The sequence below is a fragment of the Pseudomonas azerbaijanorientalis genome (genome assembly GCF_019139795.1).
GTDB classification, from domain to species: Bacteria; Pseudomonadota; Gammaproteobacteria; order Pseudomonadales; family Pseudomonadaceae; genus Aquipseudomonas; species Aquipseudomonas laurylsulfatiphila.
Map to the genome: position 1 here is coordinate 1,813,797 of NZ_CP077078.1, position 15,966 is coordinate 1,829,762.

The window sequence follows — 15,966 nt, forward strand, 5'->3', positions numbered from 1 at the left end:
AGTCTATCAACCCTCGCGCAGGACTGTCAGTGGGCTGGCGTTCAATGCCCGACGGGTGCCGAACACACCGGCACCGCCGATCAGCACCGCGCCCAGCAGTGGCAGCAGCAACAGCCAGGGATGTGGATGCCACGGCAGGTCAAAGGCATAGCGGTAGAGCACCAGACTCACCAGTTCCGACCCCAATGCCGCCAGCAAACCGCTGACCGCCCCCAGCAAACCGAACTCGATGCGCCGCGCCTTGACCAGCAATTGTCGTTCGGCCCCCAGCGCGCGCAGCAGCGCGCCCTGGCGAATGCGTTCGTCCAGCGTCGCCTGCAGGCCGGAAAACAGCACCGTCATCCCAGCCGCCAACACAAACAACAATACGTACTCCACCGCCAGGGTGACCTGGGCGAGGATGCTGCGCAATTGTTCCAGCAAGGCTTCGACCTGCAGGATCGTCACCGCCGGGAAGGCGCGGGACAGGTCGACGATCTGCTGGTCATGTCCCGCTGCCAGATAGAAGCTGGTCAGGTAAGTCGCCGGCAGATCCTTGAGGGTGCCGGGCTGGAAGATCATGAAAAAGTTCGGCTGGAAGTTATCCCAGTTGATCTCCCGCAGGCTAGTGACTTTCGCCTCGCGATTGACCCCGCCCACGCTGAAAACCAGATGATCGCCGAGCTTGATTTTCAGGCTTTCAGCGACCTTGCCTTCCACCGACACGCCGGGAATATCGTCTGGCGTTTGTTCGTTCCACCAATTGCCCGCCGTGAGCTTGTTGCCCTCCGGCAGGTCCGCCGCCCAGGTCAGGCTCAGGTCGCGCTGGATTGCCCGGTCCCCGGCCGATTCTTTGGTGACGATCTGTTGCACCGGTTCGCCGTTGATGCTGATCAAGCGCCCCGGCACCACCGGGTACAAGGGTGCCGATTTTGCCGACATGGCGATCAGGTGATCGGTGAAGGCCTGTTTATCCGCGGGCAGGATGTTCAGGGCGAAGTAGTTGGGGGCGTTTTTCGGCAACTGGTTCTGCCAGGTATCCAGCAATTCGCCGCGCAGCAGCGCAATCAGCGCCATCGACAGCAGGATCAGGCCGAACGCCAGGGACTGGCCTGCGGCAGCGAGCGGATGACGCAGCAATTGCCCGAGTCCCAGGCGCCAGGGCAAGGACGCACGCGCAAGCAAGCGCCGCAGGCTCTTCAACAGCAGCAACAACAAACCGCCCAGCACCAGCGCTGCAATCACGCCACCGCCGAGCAGGGCAAAGGTCAGCACCAGGTCCAGGCTCAGGCGCCACATGATCAGGCCGAGGGCGCCCAGCGCTGCACCGTAGACCATCCAGGTGCTGGAAGGGATCGGCAGCATGTCCCGGCGCAGCACGCGTAATGGCGGAACCCGGCCCAGAGCCGCCAGCGGCGGCAAGGCGAAACCGGCCAGGGCCACCAGTCCGGTGCCGATCCCGGCGACGGCCGGAAACAGTCCGCCCGGAGGTACGTCGGTCGGCAGCAAGTCGTGCAGCAGGGCAAACAACCCAAGCTGCGCGAGCCAGCCGAGGAGGGCGCCGCTGATGCTGGCCAGCAGTCCGAGCACAGTCAGTTGCAGGCTGAACAACACCATGGTTTCCCGGCGCGATAGTCCGAGGCAGCGCAGCAAGGCACTGGCATCGAAGCGGCGGGTGGCGAAGCGGGTTGCCGACAACGCCACCGCCACGCCGGACAGCAACACCGCCACCAGGCTGGCCATGTTCAGGTAGCGTTCGGCCTTGCCCAAGGCTCCGCCGATCTGCCGGTTGCCATCCCGGGCGTCCTGCAAACGCTGGTTGGCGGCGAGTCCCGGTTTGATCAGTTGCCGATACATCTCGAGTGCCTGGGCATTGCCTCGCCATAATTCGCGATAGCTGACCCGGCTGCCGGGTTGCACCACGCCGGTTGCCGCAAGGTCGTCGAGATTGATCAGCACCCGCGGCGTCAGGCTGTAGAAATTGCCGGCGCGGTCGGGTTCGTAGGTCAGCACCCGCGCCAGTTTCAGGGTTTTCATACCGACATCGATGCTATCGCCGATCTTCAGGTCCAGGGCGGTCAGCAGGCGTGCCTCGACCCAGGCTTCACCGGGTTGCGGCCCGCCACCGGCGCTTTGCGTGGCGAACGGGGCGGGCGCGCTTTTCAGTTCGCCGCGAAGCGGGTAGGTGTCATCGGCCGCCTTGATGCTGGACAACTGGATGCCGTTGTCTGTGGCGATAACGCTGGAAAACTCCACCACCTGCGCATGTTGCAGTCCCAACTCTGTGCCGCTTCTTATCTGTTCGGGGCGTGCGGGCGAACTGCCTTCGAGGAGCAGGTCGGCGCCGAGAAACTCAGTGGCGCGCAGCATCATGGCGCCATTCAGGCGGGCGCCGAAATAGCCAATGGCAGTGCTCGCGGCCACGGCCACCAGCAAGGCAAAAAACAATACGCGTAATTCACCGGCGCGGGCGTCGCGCAGCAATTGGCGGATGGCGAGACTGAACAGGCGCAACAGCGGCAGGCGTGCCATCAAGGCTCCAGAGGGGCGACCAGCAGGCCGGCTTCAAGACGGATCAGGCGCCGGCACCGATGGGCCAGGCGTTCATCGTGGGTCACCAGCACCAGGGTCGTGCCGCGTTCCTTGTTGAGTTCGAACAGCAAGTCGCTGATGCGCTCACCGGTGTGACTGTCGAGGTTGCCGGTCGGTTCGTCGGCGAACAGCACATCGGGTTCGGCGGCAAACGCGCGGGCAATCGCCACGCGTTGTTGCTCGCCCCCGGAGAGCTGGCGCGGCGAATGCGTCAGGCGCTGGCCGAGACCTACACGCTGGAGTAACTCGGTGGCGCGTTCGCGGGCGTCCTTGCGGCCATCGAGCTCCAGCGGCAGCATGACGTTTTCCAGGGCATTGAGGCTGTCGAGCAGCTGAAACGATTGAAAGACAAAACCCACATGCTCGGCGCGGATGCGCGCACGCTGGTCCTCATCGAGGTTGCTCAGGCCTTGCCCGGCGAGGGTGACTTCGCCGCTGCTCGGCAGGTCGAGACCGGCGAGCAGGCCCAGCAGTGTGGATTTGCCGGAACCTGAAGCGCCGACGATGGCCAGGCTGTCGCCCTTGTTCAGTTCCAGGCTGAGTTCGTGCAGGATGGTCAGTTCACCTTCCGCGCTGGGAACCACTTTGCTAAGGTCCTTCGCGATGAGAATGCTTGCGCCCATGGAGAGTCCGATGCGTGTCTGGTTTTTGAGTGCTGGCCTGGCCTTGATGTGCATGGCCCAAAACGCAGCGGCGGGTACAGTCCTGATCGTTGGCGATAGTATCAGCGCCGGTTTCGGGCTGGATACCCGGCTGGGGTGGGTGTCGCTGCTTGAACAACGGCTCAGGCGCGAAGGTTTCGACGACAAAGTGATCAATGCGTCCATCAGTGGCGACACCAGTGCCGGAGGCCAGGCGCGCCTGCCCGCGCTGCTTGCAGAGCATAAACCGGAACTGGTGATCCTCGAGTTGGGGGGCAATGATGGCCTGCGCGGTTTGCTGCCAACTCAATTGCAACAAAATCTTGCTTCGATGATCGACAGCTCCCGGGCCAGCGGTGCCAAGGTGCTGTTGCTCGGCATGCAATTGCCACCCAATTACGGTGCGCGTTACACCAAGGCGTTCGCCGAGGTCTACAGCAACCTGGCCGATGAGAAAAAGATCCCGCTGGTGCCGTTTTTCCTCGACGGCGTGGGCGGTCATCCGGAGTTGATGCAGGCCGACGGCATACACCCGGCGGCCGGGGCCCAGGACAAGTTGCTGGAAAATGTCTGGCCTACTCTAAAACCGCTGTTATGACACTTTTCTAGACGCAGGCTTTCGGCTAAGGTGGCGCCCCCGATTTGGAGCCCCCGATGCCGCGTCCCGCCTGGTCACTATTTGCCTATCAACTGATCGAGCCTGACGAACAGCTGGATCTGTTCGCCTGCCAGGAAGTGCGGGTGCATCTGGTGACCCGTCAGCTGGAGTTGGGCGGCTCGGCTGACCGGACCCTTTGCGGCAGCCTGTTGCCGGCACAACCGCGCTGGTCGAGTGTTGATCGCCGGGTGTTTCAGGATCAGCGGCTGTGTTCGTTGTGCCGGGCCATTCTTGAGTCGCAGAAGCGGGGGACGTCGCCGATCTGGCCTGAATTGCGGTTTGAGCTTTGATTCGTAGTTGTGCGCTTGTCTTTTGCTGATTGGGTACATATCCGTTTTTTAGGTAACGGCGGCTTATGGTTTCGCCCTGACGGCGACTCCCTTTTTTACAAGCGCCTAAAAAAGGAAGCAAAAAACGCTCGCCCCGAACGTACGGCCCCTCGCTGAGGCTCGGGGTACCTTCGCTCCGGTATTCATCCGGGGGCATTGCCCTCCGGTCGGCTTCGCTTCGACCTACATGCAATGAGTTCGACTGCGTCGAACTGCACTGCGCGCCCATCCCCGGATGAACACCTGCGCTCAGCCTGCCGAGGGGGCGGGTGGATCAAGATCAAGAGCGGCAGGCGAGCTAACGCTCGGCCTGATGAGTGGTGAAGAGCGTGGGGGGGCACCGATCGTCCTTTGCTCTTCTGTGGGAGCGAGCTTGCTCGCGATGGCGGCCTGACAGGCGCAGGTACATCACAGGCGAACGAACCCAGCAAACAGGCCGGCCGCTAGGCCGCCTCGCTTTGCTTTTGCGGTGTACGCCCCCTCACGCCCTGAGCCTGTCCGTCAACCTGTGACGACCTCCATCGGCGCTTCTACCAACGTTGACCTCCATCGCGAGCAAGCTCGCTCCTACAGGCCGGGCGGCGTTCCGTTTTTCCAAAGTGACCCGCTGTAAGAGCGGAACCGCCAGAGGCCGTGACCGCAGCAATGGATATGTACACCCGTAAAAAACACATCGCCCAACACAAAGCCTTCGCGAGCAAGCCCGCCACAGGGATCTTCAGTGGCCAGAGGCCCAGTGTGGGAGCGAAGATAATCGCAAAATCACCTTGCACTGCCTGCAATCGGGCCATCTCCCCGAAATAACGGGCGGCAGTGTACAATCACGTGCTTATACCCTCTGTTGATCATGCGAAGGATTTTCCGGATGTTGCCGCGCTTTCCTGCCGTCACCCGCTGCCTGACTCTTGCCGCCCTTTTTGTGGCCGGTCCCGTTGCAGCATTGGAGTTGCCCCTGCCACCGCCCGGTGAGGACATCATCGGCCAGGTGCAGGTGATCAAGGCCAAGTACGAAGACACGTTCGCCGATCTTGGTACTGCCTATGACCTGGGCTACACGGAAATGGTCGCGGCCAACCCGGGTGTCGATGCATGGTTGCCGGGCGCCGGCACGGAAATCATTCTGCCGACCCGCTTCATCCTGCCACCAGGCCCGCGTGAAGGTATCGTCATCAACCTGGCCGAGTACCGTCTCTACTACTACCCGAAAGGCAAGAACGTGGTGTACACGTTCCCGCTGGGTATCGGTCGTGAAGGCTGGGGCTCGCCGATTGCCCATACCAGCATCACCGCCAAGACGCCTAACCCGACCTGGACGCCTCCGGCGTCGATCAAGGCCGAGCACGCGGCAGACGGTGACCCGCTGCCCAACGTTGTGCCGGCAGGCCCCGACAACCCGCTGGGCCCGTTCAAGTTCACCCTGGGCACTCCGGGCTACCTGATCCACGGTTCGAACAAGAAGTTCGGTATCGGCATGCGCACCAGCCACGGTTGCTTCCGCATGTTCAACAACAACGTGCTGCAAATGGCAGGCATGGTGCCGGTCGGTACCTCGGTACGGATCATCAACGACCCGTACAAGTTCGGCATGAGTGGCGGCAAGGTCTATCTGGAGGCGCACACGCCGCTGGACGACAAGGGCAACCCGTCGGTGGTCGACAAGCACACAGCGGTCATCAATGCGATGCTCAAGCGTGAAGACATCACCAACAACCTGCGCATGAACTGGGATGTGGTGCGGGACGTGGTGGCCGCCGAAGACGGCCTGCCGGTAGAGATCGCTGTGCCGGGCAACGGCATCGCGCCGATGGTGTCGAGCACGCCGATCGATCCGCTGCAGTAACGCGGGTCAAGAGCCCGTCGACGCTGACCGCGTCGACGGGTTTTTTATTGCCTGGAGAAACGCCGGGCAATAAAAAAGCCGACCCAAAAAATGGGTCGGCTTGATAACAATCCCGAGGGATTATTACTTGCGGCTAGCTTTGTCCAGCATGCGCAGAGCACGCTCGTTAGCTTCGTCAGCAGTCTGTTGTGCTTTTTGAGCAGCAGCCAGAGCTTCATCAGCTTTACGGTAAGCTTCGTCTGCACGAGCCTGGGAGCGAGCAGCTGCGTCTTCAGTAGCGGTCAGACGTGCTTCGGTTTCTTTCGATGCGCTGCTGCAACCGGTAGCCAGAACTGCGGCCAGAGCCAGAGCAGAGAATTTCAGAACGTTGTTCATCGTGTTCCCCTTCAAGGACTTTCTATTAAGTAGCTATCTCCTCCGATTGAGGAAATAGCCGGCGTACATACTACCCATTACTTGTAGTAAGTAAAACTGACGTGAAGCAAGAAGCAAAAAAAATTGTAGGCGTTGATTCTTTTTCGAGCAACTTTTAACTGAATTGTTTAAAAAATATCCAGCTGCAAGGCCCGTGGCTGAGCGAACTGCCGAGAAAAAGTTCCTTCGGCACAGCGCTCTTTTTCCCCGGCTGGCTAAAGTCCGCCTATATGGATTCGTCTACACTTTTGTTCGGCTTTTGCGTGGCACCTCTCACTATCTTTCTCGATGTTCAGGTGACTTTAACAACGGACGCTCGTCTTAAGTCTCAACATCCGGCAATGTTCAGGCTATCGACCCGGAGTGACCTTCGGTCGAGCCATTCCTGCGTGATTACGGAGCAGCACCCGCCAACCTGCATGATGACGAGCGCACCTTGAGCATTTCTGCCAATGGTGCCTACTATTTGTACGTGCTCGGTAGCGCGAGATCGGTGCAGTTCTTCTCGGTGTCCATTCAGGCACGGGGTGGCGTAGATGTTCCTTCGCCGGAAAAACATCGGTAAGGTAGGGGTCGGAATTCCAGACCCGCGAGGAGTAGTGATGAGCGAGGCGTTGTCCATCCACCATGACCAGGCTGGTCATCAGTTCGAGACCAATGTGGACGGTCATCGTGCCTATCTGACCTATATGGATCTGGGGAAACAGACCCTGGATATCTATCGCACCTTCGTGCCCAACGCATTGCGTGGTCGCGGTATTGCGGCAGCCTTGACCGAGAAGGCGCTGGAGTACGCTGACGAAATGGGCTACACCGTCATTCCATCTTGCTCCTACGTCGAGCGCTACATGGAGCGTCACCAGCGGCATGCGGCCAAGCTGAGTCAGTGACTTTCAGTCAAACGAATGCATAAAAAAACGCCGGGTTCTACCCGGCGTTTTTTTGTGTGCGCTTTTTGAACAAGCCGTCAGGCGATCAGCTGCGATCGCGTTTAGGCAGCACATCCTTGAGCTTGGCATGCATGCTGCGCAAGGTGTTTTCGGTTGCGGTCCAGTCGATGCAGGCGTCGGTGATCGACACGCCGTACTGCAGGTCGGCGAGGTCTTTCGGGATCGCCTGGGCGCCCCAGTTCAGGTGGCTTTCAACCATCAGGCCGATGATCGACTTGTTGCCTTCGAGGATCTGGTTGGCGACGTTTTCCATCACCAGCGGTTGCAGGGCCGGATCCTTGTTGGAGTTGGCGTGGCTGCAATCGACCATGATGTTCGGCTTGATCTTCGCCTTGTTCAGCGCCTGCTCGCAAAGCGCAACGCTGACCGAATCGTAGTTCGGCTTGCCGTTGCCGCCGCGCAGCACCACGTGACCGTAGGCATTGCCCTTGGTCGTCACGATGGAGACGCCACCTTCCTGGTTGATACCCAGGAAGCGGTGCGGGCTGGAAACCGACTGCAGGGCGTTGATCGCCACGGTCAGGCCGCCGTCGGTACCGTTCTTGAAGCCGACGGCCGAGGACAGGCCGGACGCCATTTCACGGTGAGTCTGGGATTCGGTGGTGCGCGCGCCGATGGCCGACCAGCTGATCAGGTCCTGCAGGTACTGCGGGGAGATCGGGTCGAGGGCTTCGGTGGCGGTCGGCAGGCCTTTTTCGGCCAGGTCCAGCAGCAACTGGCGACCGATGTGCAAGCCATCCTGAATCTTGAACGAGTCGTCCAGGTACGGGTCGTTGATCAAGCCTTTCCAGCCGACGGTGGTACGTGGCTTCTCGAAATACACGCGCATGACCAGATACAGGGTATCGGACACTTCGGCAGCGAGAGCCTTCAGGCGCTCGGCATATTCGTGGGCGGCCTTGATGTCGTGGATCGAGCAAGGCCCGATGACGACGAACAGGCGGTGGTCGGTGCCATCCAGAATGTTGCGAATGACTTCGCGGCCCTTGGTGACGGTGCGCAGTGCGGCGTCGCTCAGGGGAATATCGCGCTTGAGCTGATCGGGAGTGATCAGCGTCTCGTTGGAGGCGACGTTTAGGTCGTTGATCGGTAAATCAGCCATCGTTTACTCGTCAGGTCACGGGTGCCGGCCGCCAGCGAACCCGCGCGGCGGAGCACAGCAGATTAAGCGCGTCGGGGAGCTGAACCTTAGCGCGTTACACCGTGGCTCGACAATGGGCAGACACCGGTTTGGTGGGCTTTCGCAGTCAGTTTCCCTGCCATGAGGGGCAAACCGATCAAGAACACCCCTATTCCAGTACCGGCTGCGCAAAAGCCTTGCGCACCGAATCGTGAGAGAACTCGTCGGCATGCTCCTGGACCCATTCGAGCGCCAGGGCCTGAACATCCTGCAAGTCTTCGTGGGACTCATGCAGGCGGCAGTAGCGTTCGATCTGGCACACCTGCTCACCCATTCGGGCGCTGAACAGCGTTTGTTCGTCGACGAAGGCGATGCCCACCAGATAACCGCGTTTGCGCCGCAGGCACCAGGCGACATAGCCCAGGTAGCGCATGTCCGGGTTCACGGTCGGCATGCGTACTTCCAGTGCCGTGCCGTAGCGCCACGCGCGGTGATAATTGCAAGCCATGCCCCCGAGGCTGATAGTGTGCAGCTGCCGTCGCGAAATACACTCGGGTTTGAGCAAGGTTAATTCGACAGGCACATCGTCAGGGTGAGGAATGAATCGTCCCATGAACACAGACTCCATGTGTCGGCCATCTGACATTGTTCTCCCCAGTATAGTGGTCGAATTGGAACTGACCGATTTTGACGCCGACCAACGGTTGCTGGCGATGAACGGTGTTTCGCTGGTTATTTTCACCAGTGTCGGCTGCGCCAGCTGCCGTTTTGCCCGCGAGCAATTGCCGACACTCGATCTGGTCGTCGATCGGCTGTGCTGGATCGATGCCGGCAATAACGGCGGAGTGGTCGAGCGTTATCAGGTCTTTCACTTGCCGGCGCTGTTTGTCGTTCGCGACGGCGAATTCTTCGGAACACTGAAATCGCGCCTGACCGACACAGAGCTCAATCGAGCCGTGCGCCAGGCGTTGAGTCGAACAGCAGAGGAGTTGCCATGATGGGGACAGTTGCCAGGCCGACAATCGGCATTATCGGGACCGGCGCAATCGGCGGGTTCTACGGGGTGATGCTGGCGCGTGCCGGTTTTGATGTGCATTTTCTGCTGCGCAGCGAGTTTTGCGCCGTGGCCGAGCACGGGTTGCAAGTCGATAGCGCGCCCCACGGTGCGCTGAAACTGAACCCGGTACAGGCTTACTCGAAGGCGCAAGACATGCCGCCCTGCGACTGGCTGCTGGTGGGCGCGAAAACCACCAGCAACGCAGATCTGGCACCAGCCATCCTGCAGGCGGCGGCACCGGATGCCAAAGTGCTGCTGTTGCAAAATGGCCTGGACGTGGAAGACAGCCTGCGCGAGTTGCTCCCCGATTCGCTGCATGTGCTCGGCGGACTCTGCTACATCTGCGTCCATCGCGAGGCGCCGGGCGTCATCACCCATCAGGCGCTGGGCGCGGTACACGTGGGTTATCACAGCGGTCCCGCCGATGGGCCGACACGCACTGCAATAGTCGAGGAGGGCGTCGGCCTGTTCCGCAGCGCCGGGCTCGATTCCCAGGCCATGGCGAATTTGCATCAGGCGCGCTGGCAAAAACTGGTCTGGAATATCCCCTACAACGGTCTCTCGGTTTTGCTCGGGGCGAGCACCACACCGTTGATGGCGGATGCCGACAGTCGCGAACTAATCAGGGCGCTGATGGCTGAAGTGGTGCAAGGCGCCATCGCCTGCGGGCACGACGTACCGGCAGGGTATGCCGAGCACTTGTTCATGGTGACCGAAAAAATGCCCGACTACTGGCCGAGCATGTACCACGATTTCCTGCACAAGCGGCCGCTGGAGCTGGCGGCGATCTACGCTCGACCACTGGCGGCCGCCAGGGCCGCGGGATGTGAAATGCCGCGCATCGAGGCTTTGTATCGCAGCTTGAGTTTCATTGATCGACGCAACACCTGAGTCGACCGACCTGAGGGGGAAGGGCATGCCAAAGGCAATTGACGACAAGCTGGTGCTGGCGATTTCTTCGCGGGCGCTGTTTGATTTGAGCGAAAGCCACAAGGTCTATCTGTCGAGCGGTGTCGAAGCCTACCGGCAGTATCAGATCGAACACGAAGACGAAATCCTTTCGCCCGGCGATGCTTTTCCGTTGGTGCAGAAACTCCTGAACCTCAACAATAGCCTGGGTCGCGCCCGGGTCGAGGTGATTCTGGTGTCGCGCAACAGCGCCGACACCGGGCTGCGGGTATTCAATTCGATCGACCACTACGGACTGGCGATTTCCCGTGCGGCATTCGTCGGCGGACGTAGTCCGTATCCCTACCTCAAGGCCTTTGGTTGCGACCTGTTTCTCTCGACCCACGCCGAAGACGTACGCAATGCCCTGGACGCCGGATTCGCCGCGGCGACCATCCTGTCTGGCGGTGCCAGCCGTGCGGCCAGCGACGAGCTGCGCATTGCCTTCGACGGAGACGCGGTGCTGTTTTCCGATGAGTCGGAGCGCATTTATCAGGCCGGTGGTCTGGAGGCGTTCCAGGCCAGCGAGCGTGAGGCCGCTCGCGAGCCGTTGCGCGGTGGGCCGTTCAAGGGCTTTCTCGCGGCCCTGAACCTGTTGCAGCGTGAGTTCCCGGAGGACGCCTGTCCGATTCGTACCGCGCTGGTCACGGCGCGATCGGCACCCGCCCATGAGCGGGTGATTCGCACGTTGCGCGAATGGGACATCCGTCTTGACGAATCGCTGTTCCTCGGCGGCCTGACCAAGTCCGCCTTTCTCGAAGCCTTCGCCGCCGATGTGTTTTTCGATGATCAGGCCGGCCACTGCGAATTGGCCCGTGAAGTCGTCGCCACCGGTCATGTGCCCCACGGCATAAGCAACGAGCAAAAGGTTTAAGCCCGCCGTTCAATGTGTTGCGCCGGACGTCGTAGTCGCCAAGGCACTGCTAAGCTCAATCAAATGTCCGCCATGTTGGCAGTCGAGGAGGTCATATGATTCGTTCGATGCTGTACGCCACTGACCTTGGCCTGTACGCGCCCGTGGTGATGCAGCATGCCCTGGAGCTGGCCCGCACCTTCAATGCCAATTTGTACGTCGTGCATGCGGTTGAGCCCATGGGGTTGTTTGCCGAATCGGTGCTGCAAAGTTATCTCGATGAACAGGCGCTGAACGAGTTTCACAGCCAGGGCCTGAATACTGTGATTGCCAGTATCGAGCAGCGGGTGCTCGACAGTTTTCGTGAGGAACTGGGGGATGAAGGGGAGCACGACCTGGAGCGAATTCAGGCGGTAAGGGTGCTGCAGGGCGACCCCTCGCAGGTGATTCTGGACCAGGCGCAGAAACTCTCCGTGGATTTGTTGATCGTAGGAAGTCACAGCCATGGTGCGGGTGCGGAAACGCCTTTGGGCCGGACCGCCGCCCGTGTGTTGCAACTGTCCAAGGTACCGGTCTATCTGGTGCCGCTGGTGCAACGTCGTCGTCAAGGGGACCTCTAGCACACGAATAATGGCAATCTGATAAAAAAGTTCTAGATTTATTCTTCGAGCCATTAATATAGTTATATATCGTCGCTGATGCCCGTGGCGTCTACCTGCTTTGAGGGATTCATATGAAGCTTCAACAATTGCGCTACATCTGGGAAGTGGCGCACCACGACCTCAACGTTTCCGCTACAGCCCAAAGCCTTTACACCTCTCAACCGGGCATCAGCAAACAGATCCGTCTGCTCGAAGATGAACTGGGCGTCGAAGTCTTTGCCCGCAGCGGCAAGCACTTGACCCGGGTCACCCCGGCCGGTGAGCGCATCATCACCACCGCTGGCGAGATTCTGCGCAAGGTTGAAAGCATCAAGCAGATCGCCCAGGAATTCTCCAACGAGAAGAAAGGCACCCTGTCGATTGCCACCACTCACACCCAGGCGCGTTATGCATTGCCGCCGGTGATCAGCAATTTCATCAAGCAATACCCGGACGTTGCCCTGCATATGCACCAGGGATCGCCGATGCAAATCGCCGAAATGGCCGCTGACGGCACCGTGGATTTCGCCATTGCCACCGAAGCGCTCGAACTGTTCGGTGATCTGGTGATGATGCCGTGCTACCGCTGGAACCGCTGCGTGGTCGTGCCTCAGGGCCACCCGCTGACCAAACTGTCGAAACTGACCCTCGAAGCGCTGGCCGAATACCCGATCGTTACCTACGTGTTCGGTTTTACCGGCCGTTCGAAACTCGACGAAGCGTTCAGCCATCGAGGCCTGACGCCGAAAGTGGTGTTCACCGCCGCCGACGCCGACGTCATCAAGACCTATGTTCGCCTGGGCCTGGGCGTGGGCATCGTGGCGAAAATGGCGGTCGACACCAAACTCGACAGCGATCTGGTCGTACTTGATGCCAGCGAACTGTTCGAGTCCAGCGTGACCAAGATCGGCTTCCGTCGCGGCACCTTCCTGCGTGGTTTCATGTGCGACTTCATCGAGAAGTTCGCGCCGCACCTGACCCGCGAAGTCATGGCCAAGGCCATTCAATGCCACAACAAGCAGGAACTGGAAGAGCTGTTCGAAGGTGTCGAACTGCCAGTCCATTAAGTCCGTCTAAACGACCTCGGTGACAGCGAACTGTTGCCGAGCGCCCGCCACCGTGATTTCCACCTCGTCGCCCTCGAACTTGCCCAGCAGGCTTTTGCCCAGCGGTGAGCGCGGGGTGATGACGGTGATCAGTTGCCCCACCAGGTCGACTTTCAACCCGGCTGCATCAGGGGCCAGGAACAGCCATTGTTCGCGCCCCTTTTCGTCTTCGAGCCCGAGCAGCGCGCCGACTTCGATGCCCCGCTGTTCGTCATACGGGCGCAGGGCCAGGTTCTGGCAGAGGCTCAGTGACTGGCGGATTTCCTCGACCCTTTTGGCTTGCCCGGCCGCGAGATAGGACGCCTCGAGCCCCAGGGTGTCGTATTTGTTCTCGGCGATGTTTTCTTCGTGGGTCGCCGTTTCGTAGGCGGTTTGCGCGGCCCGTTCGGCGATGTCGAGATCGATCTGCAGCTTGTCGAGAATCAGCTGGTGGACGGTGTGCTTATTCATGATCAATCGCAGAATTGCAGGACGTTGGCGCGACTTTTTTCGCTGGGTGCAGTCCGGTCCTGTTGCAGCCAGAACTGACAGTTCGGGTTGGCCAGGTTGCGAGTGCTGCTGCGCGCCTGATCGAGCCGTTGAGCCTGTTCGCTCTTGCGCAGGTTTTCTTCATATTGCTCGAACAGCGGGCTCTGTGGCGGGATGTCCGGCACCGGTTGAGTCACCACCGGTGGCTTGGCCAATTGCTCCACAGCTGCAGCCACGGGTGCCAATTGTTCGCTGAAAAGCAGGCGTGAAGCGAGCCAGCAGGTCAGCACAATGGCAATGAATCCCAGCCACATGCCGAGGGCGATGCTGCCGGTCAGTTGCAGGGCATTGAGGCTGATCGGGAAGGATCGGCGCGGAGCGGGGCGATGGGGCATGGTTGCTTCCTGGCGAAAGGTCACTGGCGAGTGGCGATTGTCGCATGAAGAATAATCGTCGTCGGCTCTTCTGCACGGGGTAATTTATGCGGACAATCGGCGCCTTTGCCAACGGGAGCCTGGAATGCCTGAACTGAAAACCCGCTGGGATATTTTTTGCACCGTGGTCGACAACTTCGGCGACATCGGCGTGACCTGGCGACTGGCCCGGCAACTGGTGGCCGAACATGGACTGGCGGTGCGTCTATGGGTCGATGATCTGCGAGCGTTCGAGCGCCTGTGTCCGCAAATCGACATCCACGCCGCGCAGCAATGGCAGCAAGGCGTCGAAGTGCGTCAATGGCCAGCCGAGTGGCAACGGACTGAAGCCGCCGATGTGGTGATTGCTGCATTCGCCTGCCAATTGCCGAGCGCCTATATGGATGCCATGGTCGAACGGGAAAAGACTCCGCTGTGGATGAACCTCGACTACCTGAGTGCCGAGGACTGGGTGATCGGCTGTCACGGTTTGCCCTCGGTGAAATACAAGAACGTACAGAAGTTCTTTTTCTTCCCGGGTTTCCAGAAGGGCACTGGCGGATTGTTGCGTGAGCGCGGGTTGCTTGAGCGTCGTCGGCAATTTCAGCAGGACCCGCAAGCTCAAAGAGAATTCCTGCACGGTTTAGGGATTGATCCTGCACCCGGTGCACAGTTGATCTCATTGTTTGCCTACGAAAACACCGGGTTGGCCAGTTGGCTCGATGCGATGGCTGGCGATTCGACGGCCACTCATCTGCTGGTGCCGGAAGGGCGGATTCTCGGCGATGTCGAGCGTTGGCTCGGTGAGCAGGGGTTGGCGGCCGGTGCCGTGCATGTGCGTGACGCCTTGACCGTGCAAGTGCTGCCATTCGTCCGCCAGGACCAATACGACAGCTTGCTGTGGTGCTGCGATTTCAATGCCGTGCGTGGCGAAGATTCCTTTGTGCGCGCTCAATGGGCGGGCCGGCCATTTCTCTGGCACATCTATCGGCAGGAAGAAGATATCCATCTGGACAAGCTCGAAGCCTTCCTCGAACTCTATGTGAAGGGGCTATCGGACCCTGCACGGGAGGCGATCAGCGGTCTCTGGCGAGCCTGGAACGCCGGTGAAAAAATGCCCGACCACTGGCAATCCACCCGTAAACACTGGCCAGAGCTGGAAAAACACGCCGAGGCGTGGTGTCTGGAACAGGCCTTGCAGGCCGATCTTGCCACGGCGCTGGTACAGTTTTATGGAAATTGGATATGATACGCGGCCTAGATTTTTGTAAATCCCATCCAAATTCGGATATTCGCAATGAAAACTGGTAAAGAACTCAAACCCGGTACCGTGATCCGTATCGACAACGATCCTTGGCTGGTTCAGAAAGCTGAATTCACCAAGTCCGGTCGTAACAGCGCGATCATGAAGACCAAGCTGAAGAACCTGCTGACCGGCTACAAGACCGAAACCGTATACGGTGCGGACGACAAGCTGGACGACGTGATCCTCGACCGTAAGGAAGCGACCCTGTCCTTCATCAGCGGCGACTCCTACACGTTCATGGACACCACCGACTACACCATGTACGAGCTGAACGCCGAAGACATCGAAAGCGTTCTGCCATTCGTGGAAGAAGGCATGACCGACGTTTGCGAAGCCGTGTTCTTCGAAGGCCGTCTGGTTTCCGTAGAGCTGCCGACCACTATCGTGCGTCAGGTTGACTACACCGAAGGTTCCGCTCGCGGCGACACTTCCGGCAAGGTAATGAAGCCTGCCAAACTGAAGAACGGTACCGAGCTGTCGGTTGCTGACTTCATCGAAATCGGCGACATGATCGAGATCGATACCCGCGAAGGCGGTTCCTACAAAGGCCGTGCCAAATAAGCACTGCTTGAGGAATGAAAAAGCCCGACCATTGAGTCGGGCTTTTTTGTGCCTGGAATTTCACCTTCAGCGACGACCCCCTTTGGGAGC

At 59.9% G+C, this 15,966-nt stretch carries 18 protein-coding genes; 11 read left to right on the plus strand and 7 right to left on the minus strand.

Translation table 11 applies throughout. The features are described 5' to 3' along the window. Positions 1 to 6 precede the first annotated feature (6 nt). Both KSS91_RS07970 and KSS91_RS07975 read right to left on the minus strand, forming a co-directional pair. Positions 7 to 2,511, minus strand: coding sequence for an ABC transporter permease (locus tag KSS91_RS07970; protein WP_217837545.1), 2,505 nt, complete (start codon positions 2,509 to 2,511; stop codon positions 7 to 9). Beyond that, the gene (locus KSS91_RS07975) at positions 2,511 to 3,194 is read right to left on the minus strand and encodes an ABC transporter ATP-binding protein (protein WP_126049985.1); all 684 of its coding nucleotides are present in this window, start codon (positions 3,192 to 3,194) and stop codon (positions 2,511 to 2,513) included. Before KSS91_RS07975 ends, KSS91_RS07970 begins: the two co-directional genes overlap by 1 nt. 10 nt (positions 3,195 to 3,204) lie before the next feature. Here KSS91_RS07975 and KSS91_RS07980 point away from each other — a divergent pair, with 10 nt between their 5' ends. From KSS91_RS07980 to KSS91_RS07990, 3 genes are all read left to right on the plus strand, one after another. Continuing rightward, positions 3,205 to 3,810: an arylesterase gene (locus KSS91_RS07980; RefSeq protein ID WP_007973565.1), complete on the plus strand. Its 606-nt coding sequence runs from the start codon at positions 3,205 to 3,207 to the stop codon at positions 3,808 to 3,810. A 56-nt stretch (positions 3,811 to 3,866) separates the two neighbouring features. Further along, entirely contained in the window at positions 3,867 to 4,160 is a 294-nt protein-coding gene (locus KSS91_RS07985) for a hypothetical protein (protein ID WP_003226812.1), read from the plus strand. Between the two features lie 904 nt (positions 4,161 to 5,064). Next, positions 5,065 to 6,039 carry a L,D-transpeptidase family protein gene (locus KSS91_RS07990; protein WP_095966395.1) on the plus strand — a complete coding sequence of 325 codons (975 nt, stop codon included), beginning with the start codon at positions 5,065 to 5,067 and terminating at the stop codon, positions 6,037 to 6,039. Positions 6,040 to 6,162: 123 nt separating this feature from the next. Here KSS91_RS07990 and oprI read toward each other — a convergent pair whose 3' ends face one another. Then, on the minus strand, positions 6,163 to 6,414 hold the full coding sequence (oprI, locus tag KSS91_RS07995) for an outer membrane lipoprotei OprI (RefSeq protein ID WP_003199355.1): 252 nt from the start codon (positions 6,412 to 6,414) through the stop codon (positions 6,163 to 6,165). A 641-nt stretch (positions 6,415 to 7,055) separates the two neighbouring features. Here oprI and KSS91_RS08000 point away from each other — a divergent pair. Next, positions 7,056 to 7,343, plus strand: coding sequence for a GNAT family N-acetyltransferase (locus KSS91_RS08000; protein WP_007973562.1), 288 nt, complete (start codon positions 7,056 to 7,058; stop codon positions 7,341 to 7,343). Between the two features lie 85 nt (positions 7,344 to 7,428). Here KSS91_RS08000 and KSS91_RS08005 read toward each other — a convergent pair whose 3' ends face one another. Together KSS91_RS08005 and KSS91_RS08010 are read right to left on the minus strand one after the other, a co-directional pair. Then, positions 7,429 to 8,505, minus strand: a complete 1,077-nt coding sequence (locus KSS91_RS08005; RefSeq protein WP_015094024.1) for a 3-deoxy-7-phosphoheptulonate synthase — start codon at positions 8,503 to 8,505, stop codon at positions 7,429 to 7,431. Positions 8,506 to 8,692: 187 nt separating this feature from the next. Continuing rightward, positions 8,693 to 9,136, minus strand: a complete 444-nt coding sequence (locus tag KSS91_RS08010; protein WP_015094025.1) for a PilZ domain-containing protein — start codon at positions 9,134 to 9,136, stop codon at positions 8,693 to 8,695. On the opposite strand from KSS91_RS08010, the gene KSS91_RS08015 reads away from it, so the two are divergent. The 5 genes from KSS91_RS08015 (at position 9,135) to cysB (ending at position 13,089) form a co-directional block, all read left to right on the plus strand. After that, positions 9,135 to 9,521 carry a thioredoxin family protein gene (locus KSS91_RS08015; RefSeq protein ID WP_015094026.1) on the plus strand — a complete coding sequence of 129 codons (387 nt, stop codon included), beginning with the start codon at positions 9,135 to 9,137 and terminating at the stop codon, positions 9,519 to 9,521. The genes KSS91_RS08010 and KSS91_RS08015 overlap by 2 nt on opposite strands. Beyond that, the gene (locus tag KSS91_RS08020; RefSeq protein ID WP_217837546.1) at positions 9,518 to 10,471 is read left to right on the plus strand and encodes a putative 2-dehydropantoate 2-reductase; all 954 of its coding nucleotides are present in this window, start codon (positions 9,518 to 9,520) and stop codon (positions 10,469 to 10,471) included. Before KSS91_RS08015 ends, KSS91_RS08020 begins: the two co-directional genes overlap by 4 nt. A 25-nt stretch (positions 10,472 to 10,496) precedes the next feature. After that, a complete protein-coding gene (locus tag KSS91_RS08025) occupies positions 10,497 to 11,402 on the plus strand; it encodes a 5'-nucleotidase (protein WP_015094028.1) in 906 nt (301 codons plus the stop codon). A gap of 95 nt (positions 11,403 to 11,497) precedes the next feature. Next, positions 11,498 to 12,001 carry a universal stress protein gene (locus KSS91_RS08030; protein WP_008023285.1) on the plus strand — a complete coding sequence of 168 codons (504 nt, stop codon included), beginning with the start codon at positions 11,498 to 11,500 and terminating at the stop codon, positions 11,999 to 12,001. Positions 12,002 to 12,114: 113 nt separating this feature from the next. Beyond that, positions 12,115 to 13,089: an HTH-type transcriptional regulator CysB gene (gene cysB, locus KSS91_RS08035; protein ID WP_015094029.1), complete on the plus strand. Its 975-nt coding sequence runs from the start codon at positions 12,115 to 12,117 to the stop codon at positions 13,087 to 13,089. A gap of 6 nt (positions 13,090 to 13,095) precedes the next feature. On the opposite strand, the gene KSS91_RS08040 is transcribed toward cysB, so the two are convergent. Both KSS91_RS08040 and KSS91_RS08045 read right to left on the minus strand, forming a co-directional pair. Continuing rightward, positions 13,096 to 13,578 (minus strand): GreA/GreB family elongation factor, encoded by a 483-nt coding sequence (locus KSS91_RS08040; protein ID WP_015094030.1) that lies wholly within the window; start codon positions 13,576 to 13,578, stop codon positions 13,096 to 13,098. A gap of 2 nt (positions 13,579 to 13,580) precedes the next feature. Next, positions 13,581 to 13,991 carry a hypothetical protein gene (locus KSS91_RS08045; protein ID WP_217837547.1) on the minus strand — a complete coding sequence of 137 codons (411 nt, stop codon included), beginning with the start codon at positions 13,989 to 13,991 and terminating at the stop codon, positions 13,581 to 13,583. Positions 13,992 to 14,115: 124 nt separating this feature from the next. Between KSS91_RS08045 and earP the strand changes: the two genes are divergently transcribed. Beyond that, a complete protein-coding gene (earP, locus tag KSS91_RS08050) occupies positions 14,116 to 15,258 on the plus strand; it encodes an elongation factor P maturation arginine rhamnosyltransferase EarP (RefSeq protein WP_217837548.1) in 1,143 nt (380 codons plus the stop codon). A gap of 48 nt (positions 15,259 to 15,306) precedes the next feature. Continuing rightward, positions 15,307 to 15,876: an elongation factor P gene (locus KSS91_RS08055; protein ID WP_007955690.1), complete on the plus strand. Its 570-nt coding sequence runs from the start codon at positions 15,307 to 15,309 to the stop codon at positions 15,874 to 15,876. Positions 15,877 to 15,966 lie beyond the last annotated feature (90 nt).